Source organism: Streptomyces griseoruber (assembly GCF_001514205.1).
Classification (GTDB): domain Bacteria; phylum Actinomycetota; class Actinomycetes; order Streptomycetales; family Streptomycetaceae; genus Streptomyces; species Streptomyces griseoruber.
The window spans coordinates 3,148-20,368 of record NZ_KQ948801.1 but is presented as its reverse complement, the minus strand read 5'-3'; the positions used below and the strand labels follow the sequence as shown (position 1 = coordinate 20,368).

Annotated in this window: 10 protein-coding genes; 8 read left to right on the top strand and 2 right to left on the bottom strand. The window is 72.7% G+C overall.

All coding sequences use genetic code 11. From position 1 onward, the window contains the following. The 6 genes from AQJ64_RS44305 to AQJ64_RS44280 form a co-directional block, all read left to right on the top strand. On the top strand, window positions 1-3,668 hold a 3,668-nt coding region (locus tag AQJ64_RS44305; protein ID WP_159060360.1), incomplete at its 5' end, for an SDR family NAD(P)-dependent oxidoreductase. Further along, on the top strand, window positions 3,665-4,915 hold the full coding sequence (locus AQJ64_RS44300) for an activator-dependent family glycosyltransferase (protein ID WP_240512847.1): 1,251 nt from the start codon (window positions 3,665-3,667) through the stop codon (window positions 4,913-4,915). The genes AQJ64_RS44305 and AQJ64_RS44300, both read left to right, overlap by 4 nt. A gap of 59 nt (window positions 4,916-4,974) precedes the next feature. Further along, on the top strand, window positions 4,975-5,169 hold the full coding sequence (locus tag AQJ64_RS44295; RefSeq protein ID WP_055637043.1) for a ferredoxin: 195 nt from the start codon (window positions 4,975-4,977) through the stop codon (window positions 5,167-5,169). 46 nt (window positions 5,170-5,215) lie between these two features. After that, window positions 5,216-6,283 carry a glucose-1-phosphate thymidylyltransferase gene (locus AQJ64_RS44290; protein WP_055637048.1) on the top strand — a complete coding sequence of 356 codons (1,068 nt, stop codon included), beginning with the start codon at window positions 5,216-5,218 and terminating at the stop codon, window positions 6,281-6,283. After that, entirely contained in the window at window positions 6,280-7,293 is a 1,014-nt protein-coding gene (rfbB, locus tag AQJ64_RS44285; RefSeq protein ID WP_055637044.1) for a dTDP-glucose 4,6-dehydratase, read from the top strand. The genes AQJ64_RS44290 and rfbB overlap by 4 nt, the downstream gene beginning before the upstream one ends. After that, on the top strand, window positions 7,290-8,495 hold the full coding sequence (locus AQJ64_RS44280) for an NAD(P)/FAD-dependent oxidoreductase (protein ID WP_240512848.1): 1,206 nt from the start codon (window positions 7,290-7,292) through the stop codon (window positions 8,493-8,495). The genes rfbB and AQJ64_RS44280 overlap by 4 nt, the downstream gene beginning before the upstream one ends. A 169-nt stretch (window positions 8,496-8,664) precedes the next feature. Here AQJ64_RS44280 and AQJ64_RS44275 read toward each other — a convergent pair whose 3' ends face one another. Both AQJ64_RS44275 and AQJ64_RS48810 read right to left on the bottom strand, forming a co-directional pair. Next, on the bottom strand, window positions 8,665-9,651 hold the full coding sequence (locus tag AQJ64_RS44275; RefSeq protein ID WP_206189830.1) for an aldo/keto reductase: 987 nt from the start codon (window positions 9,649-9,651) through the stop codon (window positions 8,665-8,667). Window positions 9,652-9,664: 13 nt separating this feature from the next. Then, window positions 9,665-10,432, bottom strand: coding sequence for a VC0807 family protein (locus AQJ64_RS48810; RefSeq protein WP_055637046.1), 768 nt, complete (start codon window positions 10,430-10,432; stop codon window positions 9,665-9,667). Window positions 10,433-10,744: 312 nt separating this feature from the next. Between AQJ64_RS48810 and AQJ64_RS48805 the strand changes: the two genes are divergently transcribed. Continuing rightward, window positions 10,745-12,190: a cytochrome P450 gene (locus AQJ64_RS48805; protein ID WP_055637047.1), complete on the top strand. Its 1,446-nt coding sequence runs from the start codon at window positions 10,745-10,747 to the stop codon at window positions 12,188-12,190. A 372-nt stretch (window positions 12,191-12,562) separates the two neighbouring features. After that, the coding region (locus AQJ64_RS51945; RefSeq protein ID WP_280529305.1) for a type I polyketide synthase at window positions 12,563-17,221 on the top strand (4,659 nt) is incomplete at its 3' end.

Sequence of the window (17,221 nt, the reverse complement as noted above, 5' to 3'; positions counted from 1 at the left end):
CCGACGGGGCGCACATCGACTGGTCGGCTCAACTGCCGGTCACGGCACCGGTGTTGCTGCCGACCTACGCCTTTCAGCGGCGCCGCTACTGGCTGGACGCCGCCGACCACACCGGAGATGTCACCGCCGCCGGGCTGGAGCGCGCCGGGCATCCGCTGCTGTCGGCCGCCGTCCGGGTCGCCGACACCGGCGGGCTCGTCCTCAGCGGGCGGCTGTCGGCCCGGGGCCACGCGTGGCTCGGCGACCACCGTGTCCTGGGCCGCGCCATCCTGCCCGCCACCGCCTACCTCGAACTGGCCGTGCACGCCGGTGACCAGGTCGGCCTCGGCCAGGTCGCCGAGCTGACCCTGGAGACCCCGCTGGTGCTGCCCGAGCGCGGCGCCGTGCAGCTCCAACTCGCCCTCGGCGGGGAGGACTCGGACGGCCGACGCCCGTTCAGCGTGCACTCCAGGGCCGCCGACGCGGCCGGCGACCAGCCGTGGACCCGCCACGCTCAGGGGCTGCTCGCCGAGGAAGCCGGGCCGGTGCCGCAGGACGCCGGTTCCTGGCCGCCGCCGGATGCCGTCCCGGTCGAACCGGACCCGGCGGGGGAGGGCGACTGGTACGAGCTGTTCGCCGCCGCAGGGTTCGACTACGGGCCGTCGTTCCACGGTCTCGGCCGCGTGTGGCGGCGGGACCGGGACCTGTTCGCCGAGGTGGCGCTGCCGGAGTCCCACCGGGCCGAGGCGGCACGCTACGGGCTGCACCCGGCGCTGTTGGACGCCGCCGTGCAGACCCTGCTCGTCAGGGCACTGGACACGTCCGGCGACCAGGAGGCTGCGGCGACCCTGCCGTTCGCCTGGAGCGGGTTCTCCCTCCACGCGACCGGAGCGAGCGCGCTGCGCGTCCATCTGGCACCCACCGGCCGCCCGGACGAGTACACGGTGACCGTCGCCGACCCCGACGGCCGGCCGGTGGCCACGGCGGACGGACTGCTGCTGCGCAGGATCGCCGCCGGTCAGCTCCAGGACGCCGCCGAGGGCGCGACGGCTCCCCCCGTACCGCCCTTGCAGGTGCAGCGCTGGCGGCACGCCGATCCACAGCCCCCCGCCCCCGCCCCCGAGACCGTGCGCTGGGCGTTGATCGGGCAGGGCGACGGCGGCCTCGCCGAGACACTGGACGCGGCCGGCGTGCACCTGGAGTGCTACGCCGACCTCGCCTCGCTCGCGGCGGCCGTCGACACCGGCACCGCCGCGCCCAAGGTCGTCCTCACCGCCTGCACCGCCGCCGGACCCGCCCCCGAGGCCACGCGGGCACTGCTGGCCACGGCCGTCGACCTCGTCCGGCACTGGGTCGGTGACGACCGGTTCGCCGACTCGCGTCTGGTCCTGGTCACCCGCGGCGCCCTCGCCACCACCGAGGCGGCGGACGTCGGCGACCTCGCCGCCGCCGCGCTGTGGGGGCTCGTCCGGTCCGCCCAGCAGGAGCACCCCGACCGCGTGCGGCTCCTCGACCTCGCAGGGTCCGTGGCGGACGACGACGGCTCACCCGGCGCCGTCGCGGCCGCGATCGCCGCCGCCCTCCCGGAGTCCGCCGTACGGGACGGCGCACTGCTGGTGCCCCACCTCACCGCACCGGCTCCGGCCCCCGACGACGACACCGCGCCCGTGGCCCCCTTCCCGTCCGACGGCACCGTCCTGGTCACCGGCGCCACCGGAGCCCTCGGCACCCTGGTGGCACGGCACCTGGTCACCGCGCACGGAGTACGCCGGCTGCTGCTGGCGTCCCGGCGGGGAGCGGCCGCGCCGGGAGCCGACGCCCTGGCCGCCGAGCTGGCCGCACAGGGCGTCGAAACGACACTCGTCGCCTGCGACGTCGCCGACCCCGACCAACTCGAGGAGGTGCTCGCCCGCGTACCCGACGAGCATCCGCTGACCGCCGTCGTGCATGTCGCCGGTGTCGTCGAGGACGCGACCCTGACCTCGCTGACCGACGCCCAGGCCGACGCGGTCCTGCGGCCCAAGGCCGACGCCGCCTGGCATCTGCACCGGTTGACGCTGGGCCGGGACCTGTCCGCGTTCGTGGTGTTCTCCTCCGCGGCGGGCACCTTCGGCGCCGCGGGACAGGGCGCCTACGCCGCGGCCAACGCCTTCCTCGACGGACTCGCCCTGCACCGGCGGGCGCACGGACTGCCCGCCACCTCGATCGCCTGGGGACTGTGGGCGGCGGAGAGCGGCATGACCGCGGGGCTCGGCGCCGCCGACCGGGAACGGATGGCCAGGAGCGGCATGCTGCCGCTGACCGCCGAAGCCGGCCTCGCCCTCTTCGACGCGGCCGTCGTCGCTCCCCACGCGGCCCTGGTCGCCGTCGCGAGACAGTCCCCGGCGGCCGGGTCCCGTACGGTGGCGCGGCGCGCCGTGGCCTCGGGCGCGCCGGCGGACGGCGGCCGGTCGCTTTCCGGACGCCTCGCGGGTCTCTCCGGCCCGCAGCGGCTCGCCGTGCTGCTGGACACGGTCCGCGACCAGGTCGCTGCCGTCCTCGGGCACGACGCGACGGACGAGGTGCTGCCCGACCGGCACTTCGCGGAACTCGGCTTCGACTCGCTGACCGCCGTCGAACTGCGCAACCGGCTCGGGTCCCTGACCGGCTTCCGGCTGCCTCCGACCCTCGTCTTCGATCTCGACACCCCGCACGCGCTCGCCGCCGAACTGGCCGAACGGTTCGCGGGAGCGGCCCTTGCCGGGCCGGACGACCCGGCCGCGGCCCGGAGCGGCGACGAGCCGGCCGGGCGCACCGCCCGCCCGGAGGACACCGTGGGCGCCCTGTTCCGCACCGCCTGCGAGCAGGGCCGTATCGACGACGGCTTCGCGTTGCTGCAGGCGGTCGCCGAGCTGCGCCCGGTCTTCACGTCCCCGTCCGATCTCACCGGCCCGTCCGCCGGGCTGCGGCTGGCCGCCGGTGACGACGGACCGTCGCTGATCTGCTTCAGCTCGTACGTGGCACTGGCCGGTGTCCACCAGTACGCGCGGTTCGCCTCCGCGTTCCGCGGCCGGCAGGACGTGTGGGCGCTCCCCACGCCCGGCTTCGGGCGCGGCGAGCCGCTGCCCGCCACGCTGGACGTGGTGGCCAGGACACAGGCCGAGTGGGTGCTGCGGTGCGCGGACGGCCGGCCGTTCGTCCTGACCGGGTCGTCGTCCGGCGGCATCCTGGCCCTCGCCGCCGCCCGCTGTCTGGAACGGTCGGGGCATCCGCCGCTGGGCGTGGCCCTGCTCGACACCTACATGCCGCGCGCCGACTCGCCGTTCACCCGCTTCTCGGCCGAGATGCTGGGCGGGATGTTCGACCGGGAATCGATGTTCGCCCACATGGACACCGACCGGCTGTCGGCCATGAGCTGGTACATCCGGATGATCGGCGAGTGGGACCCGGGCGAGCTGTCCGCGCCCGTGCTGCTGGTGCGGCCCGGCGAGCCGCCGGTCACCGTGGCCGGACGGGCGCCGCTCGCGCCGGGGGAGTGGCAGAGCTCCTGGGACGGCGCGGACAGCGTCGTGGAGGTACCCGGCAACCACTTCACGATGATGGAGTCCCACGCCGCCGCCACGGCGGGCGCCCTCGCCGGCTGGATCGCCACGGCACTGCCATCGCACACCGCGGGCCGCGAACCGGCCCGACCGACCGAGGGAGCATGATGCGGGTCCTGTTCGTCAGCCTGTCCGAGAAATCCCACGTGTATCTGATGGTTCCGCTGGCGTGGGCGCTCAGCGCGGCCGGCCACGACGTCCGGGTGGCCAGCTATCCCCTGGCGGTCGAGACCATCACCCGCGCCGGGCTCACCGCCGTTCCCGTCGGCACCGACCACGGCGTCCACCGGGACATGTCCGCCTACCGGGAGTCGCAGGACTACTCGACCGCGAACTGGAGCCGCTGCGAACGCGACCAGGTCGACTGGGCGGAACTGAAGGAGCGCTTCGCACTGAGCGTGCCGTACGCGTTCGCCCCCTACAACGACCCCATGATCGACGACCTGGCCGCGTTCGCCCAGGGCTGGCGGCCCGACCTGGTGATCCGGGACCCGCTGGCCTATGCCGGTGCCCTCGCCGCCCGGATCAGCGGAGCCGCCCACGCCCGCCTGATGTGGTGCTCCGACGTGTGGGGCCGTACCCGGCAGACGTACCTGGAGCTGATGCGGGAGCAGCCCGAGGCGGAACGGGCCGACCCGCTCGCCGACTGGATGGCCGCGCGGTCGGAGCCCTTCGGGTTCTCCTGCGACGAGGAACTGCTGCACGGCCAGGCCACCATCAGCACCCTGCCCCCGTCCCTGTCGATCCCGTCCGCGTCCCCCGAACTGCCGATGCGGTACGTCCCGTACAACGGCCGTGCGGTGGTGTGGGACTGGCTGCGGGAGGCGCCCAAGCGGCCTCGGGTCTGCCTCAGTCTCGGCACCTCCAACACCGAGGACTACGGCGGCGACTACGTCTCCATACCGCAGATCCTCGACGCCCTCGCGGACGAGGACGTGGAGGTGGTGGCCGCCCTGCTGCCCGCCCAGCTGGAGGAGCTCGGCACCGTTCCGGACAACGCCCGGGCCGTCCACTCGGTCGCCCTGAGCACACTCCTGCCGAGCTGCTCGGCCCTCATCCACCACGGCGGCTACGGCACCTTCGCCACCGCCATGGCCGCCGGAGTGCCCCAGATGATGCTCTCCACCCTGATCGCCGACCACGAGCAGCGCGGCGGGGCGCTCGAGCGCGTGGGAGCGGGCGTGTACCTGCGCCACGGCGACGCCACCGTGGAGAAGGTCCGCGACGGGGTGCGGCGGCTCGTCGGCGAGCCGGAGCCCCGGGAGGCGGCCCGGCGGCTGCGCGCCGAGGCCGAGGCGATGCCGAGCCCGCACGACCTGGTGGCCGCCCTGGAGCGCCTGGCGGAAGTGCGCTGAGCACTCGCCGTCCCGGCGCCGCACCGAGAACCGACCCGACGAACGAACAGGACAACACCGTGAAGATCATTGTGGACCGCGAGCGCTGTGTCGGAGCCGGTCAGTGCGTACTGGCCGCCCCCGCCGTGTTCGAGCAGAACCGCGAGGACGGCCTGGTGGAGCTGCTCCGGCCCGAGCCGGCGCAGGACCTGCACGAGGCCGTGACCGAAGCGGAGCTGATCTGCCCTTCGGGCGCGATCGAGCTGCACTCCTGACGGCCCTCCCCCTCACTCACGACACCAGTCAGACGGGATGGATTCCGTGAAGGCTCTCGTGCTCTCGGGCGGTGCGGGCACTCGGCTGCGGCCGATCACCCACACCTCCGCCAAACAGTTGGTGCCGGTCGCCAACAAGCCCATCCTCTTCTACGGCCTGGAAGCGATCGCGGACGCCGGGATCACCGAGGTCGCGATCGTCGTCGGCGACACCGAGGACGAGATCCGGCAGGCCGTCGGCGACGGATCCGGCTTCGGACTCGACGTCACCTATCTGCGGCAGGAAGCCCCGCTGGGCCTGTCCCACGCCGTGCTCATCGCCCGGGACTTCCTCGGCGACGACGACTTCGTGATGTTCCTCGGCGACAACTTCGTCTTCGGAGGCATCACCGACTCCGTGGACGAGTTCCGCAAGGAGCGCCCGGACGCCCAGCTCCTGCTCACCCGGGTGCCCGACCCGTCCGCCTTCGGCGTCGCCGAACTCGACGAGGTCGGGCGCCTGGTGCGTCTGGAGGAGAAACCCGCGCAGCCCCGCAGCGACCTCGCCCTGGTCGGCGTGTACCTCTTCGGGCCCGCGATCCACGAGGCGGTGCGCGCCATCCGCCCCTCGCCACGCGGCGAGCTGGAGATCACCGATGCCGTCCAGTGGCTGCTGGAGCGCGACCACGACGTGCGCACCACCGTGATCACCGGCTACTGGAAGGACACCGGCAACGCCGCGGACATCCTCGACGTCAACCGCAGACTGCTGGACCTGCTGGAGTACCGCGTCGACGGGGACGTCGACGAGACCAGCGAGATCGTCGGCCGGGTGCGCGTCGACGCCGGAGCCGTCATCCGCGGCTCACGCATCGTGGGGCCCGCGATCATCGGTCCCGGCACCGTGGTCGAGAACTCCTACATCGGCCCGTCGACGTCCATCGCGGAGGACTGCGTCATCCGCGACAGCGAGATCGAGTTCTCGATCATCCTGCGGGAGTCCAGGTTCGACAGCATCCGCCGGGTGGAGGGCTCCCTCGTCGGGCGCAACGTACGGGTCTCCCTGGGCCCCCGTGTGCCCGCCACCCACCGGCTGGTGATAGGCGACCACGGGCGGGTGCAGATCTCCTCATGAGCCCCGCGCACCCCACCCGGCCCGCCGCCCGCATCCTGGTGACGGGCGGCGCCGGTTTCATCGGCTCCCACCACGTACGGACCCTGCTCGGACCGGGCGGTCCGGCCGGTGTCCGTGTCACCGTCCTGGACAACCTCACCTACGCCGGCAACCCCGCCAATCTGGACCCGGTCCGCGACCGTCCCGCGTTCTCCTTCGTCAAGGGCGACATCTGCGACCGGGAACTCGTCGACGAACTCATGGCCGCCCACGACGAGGTGGTGCACTTCGCCGCCGAGTCCCACGTGGACCGCTCGATCCTCAGCTCCGACGACTTCGTCCGCACCAACGTGCTGGGCACCCAGACCCTGCTCGACGCGGCTCTGCGCCACGGCGTCCGCACCTTCGTGCACGTCTCCACCGACGAGGTGTACGGCTCCATCGACACCGGAGCCTGGACGGAGGAGAGCCCCCTGCTGCCCAACTCCCCCTACTCCGCCTCCAAGGCGTCCTCCGACCTGCTGGCCCTGGCCCACCACCGCACGCACGGTCTGGACGTGCGGGTGACCCGGTGCTCCAACAACTACGGCCACCACCAGTACCCGGAGAAGGTCGTCCCGCTGTTCGTCACCCACCTCCTCGACGGCCGCAAGGTGCCGCTGTACGGGGACGGCGGCAACGTGCGCGACTGGCTGCACATCGACGACCACGTCCAGGGCATCGAACTGGTCCGCACGGGCGGCCGTCCCGGCGAGGTCTACAACATCGGCGGCGGGACCGAACTGACCAACCGCCGTCTGACCGACCTCCTCCTCGACGCGTGCGGCGCGGGGCCGGACCGCGTCGAGTACGTCACGGACCGCAAGGGCCACGACCGCCGTTACTGCGTCGACTGGTCCAAGATCCGCGACGAGCTCGGCTACCGGCCGCGCAAGGACTTCGCCACCGGTCTGGCCGAGACCGTCGCCTGGTACCGGGAGAACCGGTCCTGGTGGGAGCCGCTGAAACAGACCGTGGAGATGACCCGTTGAACAGCCTGGACGAGATCGTCGTCGTCGGCGCGGGCGCCGCCGGCGCCACCACCGCCGAGACCCTCAGACGACAGGGCTACGAGGGCCGCCTCACCCTCGTGGGCGCCGAACCCCATCCGCCGTACGACCGGCCGCCCCTGTCCAAGCAGATCCTCTCCGGCCGGTGGGAGCCGGACCGGATCCGCCTGCGCGGGCCCGAGGTGTACGACCGTCTCGGCATCGACGTACGCCTGGGCACCGCCGCCTCCCGCCTCGACCCGGCCGGCCGCGCGGTCGAGCTCGCCGACGGCGGCCGGCTCCACGCCGACGCGGTCGTGATCGCGACCGGCGTACGGCCCCGGACGCTGCCCGGCACCGAGGGAGTGGCCGGTGTCCACGTCCTGCGCACGCTCGACGACGCCCTCGCCCTGCGAGAGGCCCTGGGCGAGGGACGCCGGCTGGTGGTGGCCGGGGCCGGTCTGCTCGGCACGGAGGCGGCCGTCGCCGCCCGCGGCCTCGGGGCGGACGTCACGCTGGTCGGCAGCGAACCCGTACCGCTGCTCGACCTCCTCGGGCCGCCCGCGGCCGGACTGGTCGCCGCCGTGCACCGCGAGCTCGGGCTGCGCTTCCGGCGGGGACGGGTGTCCGGGGTGGTGAGCGCGGGCGGCGCGGCCACCGGAGTCCTGCTGGCCGACGGAACGCATCTGCCGGCGGACGTGGTGCTGGTCGCGATGGGCTCGCTCACCAACACCGAGTGGCTGGCGGGCAGCGGGGTCCGGGTCGGGGACGGTGTCGTCTGTGACGAGCTGGGCGCGGCCCGACCCGGTGTGTGGGCCGCGGGCGACCTCGCGAACAAGCCCGACCCGCGCACGGGACGGCGCAGACGGTGGGAGCACCGAACGCAGGCCACCGAACAGGCGGTCGCGGTCGCCCGCAACCTGCTCGCCGGCCCCGGCGCCCGGCCCGTCGCGCCGCTGCCGTACTTCTGGACCGATCAACACGACCTGCGGATCCAGGTGTTCGGGGAGATCGCCGGCACCGACCGCTGGCACATCGTCGAAGGCAGCCCCGCCGAGCGGAGGTTCACCGCCGTCCACTGCGTCGAGGACCGGGTCCGCGGCGCCGTCGCGGTCAACCTGCCGCGCTCCGCCCAGCAGCTCCGGCCCCTGGTGGAGAACGAAGCCCGGTGGACGGGGCTGCCCACGGAAGCCCCGGCGGGTTAGGGCCGGGAAGGGCCCTGGCGGTCCGGGCCCGTCGCGGGCCCGGACGTGCCGGGCTCCCGGAGCCCGTCACGCACGAAGGCCCGGCCCGCGGCCGAAGGCCGGGCCGGGCCTTCGGCACGCCGCGGGGCGGGCGGGGCGGTCAGGCCGACCACACGGTGCGCGCGGCCCGTCAGGACAGCCACGCGTCGGGTGCCGGGCCGCCGCGACCGACGGGGGGAAAGAGCTCCTCGAGCCCCGCCACGAAGGGCTCCGGCAGCGGGGAACGGAGCGCGGCGAGAGCCCCGTCGACATGGCGCTCCGTCCGCGGACCGATCACCGCGGCCGTCACACCGGGCCGCGACAGCGTCCAGGCCAGCCCCGCCTCCGCGGGGTCGAGACCGTGGTCGGCGCAGAGCTTCTCGTAGGCCTCGATGGTGTCGCGGTACCGGTCGAGGGCCTCCGCGGCACGGCCCTGGGCCGACTTCACCGCGGAGTTCTCCCGCAGCTTCCGCAGAACACCGCTGAGCAGACCGCCGTGCAGCGGCGACCACACCAGTACACCGAGACCGTAGGCCTGCGCCGCGGGGATCACCTCCAGCTCGGCATGCCGGGTGACGAGGTTGTACACGCACTGCTCCGACACCAGGCCGAGGGCGTGGCGACGCCTGGCCGCCTCCTGGGCGGACGCGATGTCCCAGCCGGCGAAGTTGGACGAGCCGACGTAGCGCACCTTGCCCTGGGCGACCAGGAGGTCCATCGCCTGCCACACCTCGTCCCAGCCCACGGACCGGTCGATGTGGTGCATCTGGTAGAGGTCGATCCAGTCCGTGCCGAGCCGCCTCAGCGACGCCTCACAGGAGGCGACGATGTTGCGTACCGACAGGCCGTGCGCGTTGAGGCCGTCTCCCATCGGGTCGCCGACCTTGGTGGCGACGACGACCTCGTCACGCCGGGAAGAACGCCCGGCCAGCCATCTGCCGATGACTTCCTCCGTGTGGCCCTTGTACACACGCCAGCCATAGATGTTGGCCGTGTCGACGAAGTTGATGCCCTCGGCCAGGGCATGATCCATCAGACGGTGCGCCTCGGGCTCCTCCACCCGGCCACCGAAGTTCACGGTGCCGAGGACCAGCCTGCTGACGCGCAGACCCGTCCGGCCCAGCTGAGTGTGCAACACGTAGTCATCCTCGTCAGTGATGGCCGGAACCGGTGTCCCGGCCGCCGGCCGTGGGGGTACCGGGCTGCGGCGACAGGATGGGCCACAGACCGGCGCGCGCGTGGTAGATGTTGACGATCACCAGCATCAGCAGCGTGAAGACGCCGTACTGGGCGCCGTTGAGCGCGGGCACCACATGCACCGGCAGCGTGTACGCCATCAGCGTCCGGATCCCGGAGTCCACCAGCAGCCCGACGCCCCAGATCACCGTGGTGACCCGCCAGATCCGCCGGAACCGGGGGACCTCCTCCCACAGTTCGTCCCAGTCCCGCCCACCGGCGGTACGCCGCTCCAGCAGCCGGCGGGAGAAACCGAACGCGAGCGGCCGCCTGCCGCGCAGGGACACCAGGAAGCCGAGCCCGGCCACCGCCGTCAGCCAGCCGTCACGCACCAGCAGCAGCCGCGCGCTCCCCCCGACCAGCGACACGACGACGCTGAGCACCAGCATCGTCGTCACGAACGCGCCGAGCACGTCCACCCGTCGGGTCCTCGCGAACCGCACCAGTGTCGCCACACCGGGAACCACGGCCCCGGCGGTCAGCGCGAGCACATCGTTCACCCCCGCCGCCGTCAGTCCGTAGTACAGGCCGATGGGGATGCCGAGGTCCACCAGGACGGTCAGCAGCAGGGGCGGCCCGGAGTCGGTGCGGGGCGAGCCGTGGGGTGTGTCCTCACCGCCGGCCGTCCCCTGGGCGGCGTGGCTCGGGGGCTGTTCCGGAAGGGGGATTCCGCCGCTGGTCATAAGTTCTCCGTCCGATGGGGGCGGTACGGAACAGGTGCCGGGTCGCCCTCATGCCGAGGCAGTCCGGCACACGCACAGCGTACGGGCGACCCCCGCCACGATCCCGTCAGCACCGACCGCATCGCGCCAACACGCTGGAATTCCCTAGAACTCGGCGGCACTTGGCGGCCCCCCGCCTCCTCGGTGCTAGCGTCGGGCGCCAGCTCCACCGGGCACAAATGTCCCTTTTCGCCGCGGCCGCAGGAATTCCGATCCGCCCACCGTCGCCCGGCGCACCGAGCCCTGTCAGCCTCCGCAGACCAGGAGACATCCATGACCGACGTTCACACGACTCCCGAGTCAGCCGCGCCGACCGAGTCCATACCCACCCCGGACTCCCTGGGGCTGAAGGAGATGCGCGAGGTCATCCGGAACATCCCGGGCTACATGTCCCGCCTGCGCGACAAACACGGCCCCGTCGTGCGCATTCCGATGGGAAAGGACGAGGTCTTCCTCCTCAGCGACTTCGACGTCGTCCAGGACGTCATCGTCGCCTCCAGCCGCCGCTTCGACAAGGACACCAAGAAGACCGGCCCCGGCCCCGACGACTGGAGCGCCAACCTCGAGACCATCCTGGGCCGCAACGTCCTCGGCAAGGGCCTGGTGACCAGCGTCGGCACCTACCACCGCAGGCAGCGACGGCTCATCCAGCCCGTCTTCCACCGCAAACGCATCGCCGGATACGGCTCCAGCTTCGCCGCCATCGCCGAAGAGGCCTCCGAGAAGTTCACCGACGGCGAGAAGTTCAACTTCCACGAGTCCATGTACGAACTGGCCCTCGGCATGGTCACCCGTACCCTCTTCGACGTCTCCCTCGAGAGCGAGGCCGCCGAAAGCATCCGCACCGCCTTCCCCCGCGAAGGCGGCCCGCTGCGCTGGGAGCTGAGCCCCTTCGGCAAGATCCTGCTGCGCCTCCCCCTGTCCGCCAACCGCCAGCTCAAGCGCGGCCTGAGGAACATCGACGACATCGTCTACGCCATGATCGAGGAACGGCGCCAGGGTTCCGGGGACGGCGCGGACCTGTTGTCCGTCCTGCTGACCGTCACCGACGCCGACACCGGCGAGCACCTCACCGACCTGGAGGTGCGCGACGAGGCCGTCACCCTGCTGATGGCCGGTCACGAGACCTCCTCGGGCGCCCTGACCTGGGCGTACCACCTGCTCGGCAGCAACCCCGAGACACGCGAGCGGCTGCACGCGGAGGTCGACGAGGTCCTCGGGGACAGGCTGCCCACCGTCGAGGACCTGCCCGACCTGAAGTACACCGACGCCGTGTACTCGGAGGCGCTGCGCCTGTATCCGCCGGCCTGGAACCTCGTCAGGCGCTCACTGGAGGACTACACGGCCAACGGGTACCACATCCCGCGCAACAGCGTGGTCATCTGCAGCCCCTACGTCCTGCACCGCGACCCCACCTGGTGGCCCGAGCCGGAGCGGTTCGCCCCCCAGCGGTTCCTGCCCGACTCCGACCCGTCCGACCCGCTGGCGGGTCACGCCAAGGAGGCGGGCCGTCCCAGGCTGGCCTACCTCCCCTTCGGCGCCGGACCCCGGCAGTGCATCGGGAACGTCTTCGCTCAGATGGAAGGCGTCATGGCACTGGCGACCCTCAGCCGCCACTGGGACTTCGAGCCCGTCGACAAGGGGCCCGTCCGGGTCGCGAGCGACATCACCCTGCAGCCCCGCGGCGGCCTCGAGATGGTCGCCCACCGCAGGCGCTGAAGGCCGCTGACCAGGGCCGAAGAAGTAGAAGTCTCCCTAGATCGCGAGCTGCCCGCGGGACTGATCCCCCGGCAGCCGCCAGTATGACGAACACCGGAACCATCGATCGCATCGCAACCATCGATCGTCTCGCAGGTCGCGCGGGAGTCGGATCCGGCCGGAATGCGCGGCCGGAAGTTGAGCCGGATCCGTAGGGCGGAGGCAGTGGCCGTGTTGCCAGAAGACGCACACGCACGAGAGAACGCGTCGGAATCCCATCAGGGACCCGAGAACCCTCAGGAAGAGGCCCCTCTTGGGGGGCCCGTATTCCTTCCGGAGGAGACGGCCCGTATCTCGTCGGAACCCCGGAACGCGACGGCGCTCCACAACGCCGTGGCGGTCGTGGGAATCTCCTGCCGTTTTCCCCAGGCACCCGACCCCGCCGCTTTCTGGCGCCTCCTGATCGAGGGCGAGAGCGCCGTCACCGAAACCCCCGGTAACCGCCGGGACGCGCTCGCCGAATCCGGCCCGTCCGCCGCCGGATCCGTCCGCCGCGGCGCCTACCTCGACCACGTCGACCGCTTCGATCCCGGCTTCTTCGGCATCTCCCCGCGCGAGGCCGCGGCCATGGACCCCCAGCAGCGCCTGGTCCTCGAGCTCGGCTGGGAGACCCTGGAAGAGGCAGCCGTCGTCCCCGCGCGGCTGCGCGGCAGCCGCACCGCGGTCTTCGTCGGCGCCATCTGGGACGACTACGCCTCCCTCGCCCGCCGCCTCGGCCCCGAGACCGTCGGCCGGTACACCCTCAGCGGCCTCAACCGGGGCATCATCGCCAACCGCCTGTCCTACGTCCTCGGCCTGCGCGGCCCCAGCCTGACCGTGGACGCGGGCCAGTCCTCCTCCCTGGTCGCCGTTCACCTGGCCTGCGAGAGCCTGCGGCGCGGCGAGTCCGACCTCGCCCTCGCCGGTGGTGTCAACCTCACCCTCGCCCCCGACAGCGCCCTCGCCTCCGCCGGTTTCGGCGCACTCTCCCCGGACGGCCACTGCTACACCTTCGACGCCCGCGCCAACGGCTACGTACGCGGCGAAGGCGGCGCCCTGGTCCTCCTCAAGCCCCTCGCCCGTGCCCTTGCCGACGGCGATCGCATCCACTGCGTCATCCGCGGCAGTGCCACCAACAACGACGGCGGCGGCGACGGCCTGACCGCACCCCTGCGCGAGGCGCAGGAGGAAGTGCTGCGCCTCGCCTACCGCCAGGCCGCCGTGAACCCCGCCGACGTCCAGTACGTCGAACTGCACGGCACCGGCACCCGGCTCGGCGACCCCATCGAGGCCGCCGCCCTCGGCACGGTCGTCGGCGACGCCCGCCCCGACGGAACCCCCCTGCTCGTCGGCTCGGTCAAGACCAACATCGGCCACCTGGAGGGCGCGGCCGGCGTCGCCGGGCTCGTCAAGACCGTCCTCTCCCTCAGCCACCGGCGGATCCCCGCCAGCCTCAACTACCAGAAGCCGAACCCCGCCATCCCCCTCGACGCCCTCAATCTGCGCGTCGCCGCCGAGCCCCAGCCGTGGCCCGACCAGGACGGGCCACGGCGGGCCGGCGTCAGCTCCTTCGGGATGGGCGGCACCAACTGCCACGTCGTGCTGGAGGAATGGCCCACCCCCGCACCCCTCGGCACGCGGACGCCGGACGCCGGGACGCCGACGACCCACACCGAGCCGGAAGCGGCCGGCCCCGACGCCTCCCGCGTGCCGCTCCCCTGGATCGTCTCCGCCCGCACCCGCAAGGCACTGCGCGGGCAGGCCCGCCGGCTGCTCACCCGCCTGGAGACCCACCCCGCCGCGGACCCGGCGGACATCGCCTACTCCCTGGCCGAGACCAGGACCCGCTTCGAACACCGGGCCGTCGTGGTCGGCAGCCACCGCGACGAGCTGCTGCACGGCCTGCGCGCCCTCGTGGCCGGCACCCCGTCGAACGACGTCGTGACCGGTGTCTGCCTGCCCTCCGCGACGACGTCCCCCACCGCCTCCGACCGTACCGCCGACACGGCCGGATCCGCCCGCACCGCCTTCCTCTTCGCCGGACAGGGCTCCCAACGGCTCGGCATGGGACGCGAGTTGTACGAGACCTACCCTGTCTTCGCCGAGGTCTTCGACGCCGTCGACGCGGAACTCCCCTTCAGCCTGCGGGAGGTGGCGTTCGGCGAAGCCCAGGACGACGCCGCAGCAGCGGAGCGGCTGAGCCGGACGGAGTACACCCAGCCCGCCCTCTTCGCCCTCGAAGTCGCCCTCTTCCGGCTCGCCGAGTCCTTCGGCGTACGCCCCGACGTCGTGTTCGGCCACTCCGTCGGCGAGATCGCCGCGGCGCACGTGGCCGGCCTCTGGTCGCTGGCCGACGCCTGCCGTGTCGTCGTCGCCCGGGGACGGCTGATGCAGGCCCTCCCGGCGGGCGGCGCGATGGCCGCCGTGGAGGCGACCGAGGACGAGGTCCTGCCCCTGCTGAACGACCAGGTGGGCATCGCGGCGGTCAACGGCCCCCGCGTGGTGGTCGTGTCGGGCACCGCCGAAACCGTCGAGCGGGTCAGTGCGCACTTCCGCGCCCGCGACCGCAAGGTGACGGCCCTGCGCGTCAGCCACGCCTTCCACTCTCCGCTCATGGAACCGATGCTGGACGAGTTCCGCGCCGTGCTCGCCGACGTCTCCTACGGGCAGCCCACGCTCCCGATCGTCTCCGACGTCACCGGCCGCCTCGCGACGGCCGGGGAACTGGCGTCCCCCGACTACTGGACCCGGCACGTCCGGCAGCCCGTGCGGTTCGCCGACGGCATCCGGACACTGGAGGAACACGGAGCCCGCCGCTTCCTGGAACTCGGCCCGGACGGCACCCTGACGGCCCTCGCCCGGCAGAACCTGCAGGACGACGAGACGTTCGCCGTTCCCGCCGCCCGCAAGAACCGTCCCGAGGCGACGGCCTTCCTCGCCGCCCTCGCCGGCCTGCACACCCACGGGCTCCCCGTCGACTGGACCCCCCTCTTCGCCGCGCACCGCGCCGGCCCCACCGCACTGCCGACGTACGCCTTCCAGCGCCGCCGCCACTGGCTGCCCGATGCCGTCGCAGACCGGACCGAGACGTCGGTGACGTCCCCGTCGGCTCCGGACATCGAGGACGTGACCGATTCCACGGCCCAGGACACCGACGAGGTGGCCTCGCCGCCGCACGACCGCCTGGCCGGCCTGTCCCCACGTGATCGGCACGGCGCCCTGCTGGACCTGGTGCGCGCCCACGCCGCGGCCATCCTCGACCACGAATCGGCGGACCAGGTCGAGCCGCGCCGTACCTTCAAGGACCTCGGCTTCGACTCCGTGACCTCCGTCGACCTCCGTGACCGGCTCAAGACCGCGACCGACCTGTCCCTGCCCGCCTCCCTCCTGTTCGACTTCCCGACCCCCGACGCCGTGGCCGGCTACCTCGACAGGGAGCTCTCCGGCGTCGTCGCCTACGAACCCGTGCCGCCCACACCGGCGAACGTGGCCGACGATCCGGTGGTCATTGTCGGGATGGCGTGCCGGTTCCCCGGTGGGGTGGGTTCGCCGGAGGATCTGTGGCGGCTGGTGAGCGAGGGGCGTGACGCGATCGGGGGGTTCCCCACGGATCGCGGCTGGGACCTCGACGCGCTCTACGACCCGGAGCCCGGCACTCCGGGCCGCGCTTACGTGCGTGAGGGCGGGTTCCTCTACGACGCCTCGGAGTTCGACGCCGGGCTGTTCGGGATCTCGCCGCGTGAGGCGTTGGCGATGGATCCGCAGCAGCGGTTGCTGCTGGAGACGTCGTGGGAGGTCCTGGAGCGGGCGGGCATCGACCCGGCGACGCTGCGCGGCAGCCGTACCGGTGTCTTCGCCGGGCTCGTGGAACAGGGCTATGGAGCCTGCCTGCGTGACGCCGTCGAAGAGTCGGACGGCTATGTCCTCACCGGCACGACCCTCAGTGTGGCGTCGGGTCGTATCGCGTACTCGTTCGGTTTCGAGGGTCCGGCGGTGACGGTGGACACGGCGTGTTCGTCGTCGTTGGTGGCGTTGCACCTGGCGGTGCAGGCGCTTCGTGGGGGCGAGTGTGATCTGGCGCTGGCCGGTGGTGTGACGGTGATGGCGGGGCCGGAGATGTTCGTGGAGTTCTCGCGGCAGCGGGGGCTTGCGGTGGACGGGCGGTGCAAGGCGTTCTCGGACGGCGCGGACGGTACGGCGTGGTCGGAGGGTGTGGGTCTGCTGCTGGTGGAGCGGTTGTCGGACGCGCGCCGCAACGGTCACCGGGTGCTGGCGGTGGTGGCGGGTTCCGCGGTCAACCAGGACGGCGCCTCCAACGGTCTGACGGCGCCGAACGGTCCGTCGCAGCAGCGGGTGATCCGGCAGGCGCTGGCGGGTGCCGGGCTCAAGCCCTCCGATGTGGACGCGGTGGAGGCACACGGCACGGGCACCCCGCTGGGGGACCCGATCGAGGCGCAGGCCCTGCTGGCGACCTACGGCCAGGAGCGTGAAGAGCCGCTGCTTCTGGGCTCGTTGAAGTCGAACATCGGTCACACGCAGGCGGCGGCCGGTGTGGGTGGTGTGATCAAGATGGTGATGGCGATGGGGCACGGTGTGCTGCCGCGCACGCTGCACGCCGAGGAGCCGTCCTCCCACGTCGACTGGAGCGACGGTTCGGTCCAGTTGCTCTCCGAGGAACGCGGTTGGCCCGAGACGGGCCGTGCGCGGCGCGCGGGTGTGTCGTCCTTCGGTATCAGCGGCACCAACGCCCACGTCATCCTCGAACAGGCCCCTGCCGCGCCGGCGGAGATCGAGTCGTCCTCCGGGCCGGTGGTGATCCCGGTGGTGCCAGTGGTGGTGTCGGGCGCGGGTGAGTCCGCGGTGCGTGCTCAGGCGGAGCGGATGTCGGCGTGGCTGGAGGGCATGACCGGTGACGTCCGTGCCGCCGATGTCGCTCTGGCTTCGGTCACGAGTCGGGCCGTCCTGGAGCACCGTGCGGTGATCCTGGCCGCCGAACGGGACGACTTGCTGCGC

Bases quoted from the DNA above. Each gene is read 5' to 3' on its own strand.
- AQJ64_RS44300 (WP_240512847.1), top strand. From the start codon at position 3,665: ATGATGCGGGTCCTGTTCGTCAGCCTGTCCGAGAAATCCCACGTGTAT.
- rfbB (WP_055637044.1), top strand. From the start codon at position 6,280: ATGAGCCCCGCGCACCCCACCCGGCCCGCCGCCCGCATCCTGGTGACG.
- AQJ64_RS48810 (WP_055637046.1), bottom strand. From the start codon at position 10,432: ATGACCAGCGGCGGAATCCCCCTTCCGGAACAGCCCCCGAGCCACGCC.
- AQJ64_RS48805 (WP_055637047.1), top strand. From the start codon at position 10,745: ATGACCGACGTTCACACGACTCCCGAGTCAGCCGCGCCGACCGAGTCC.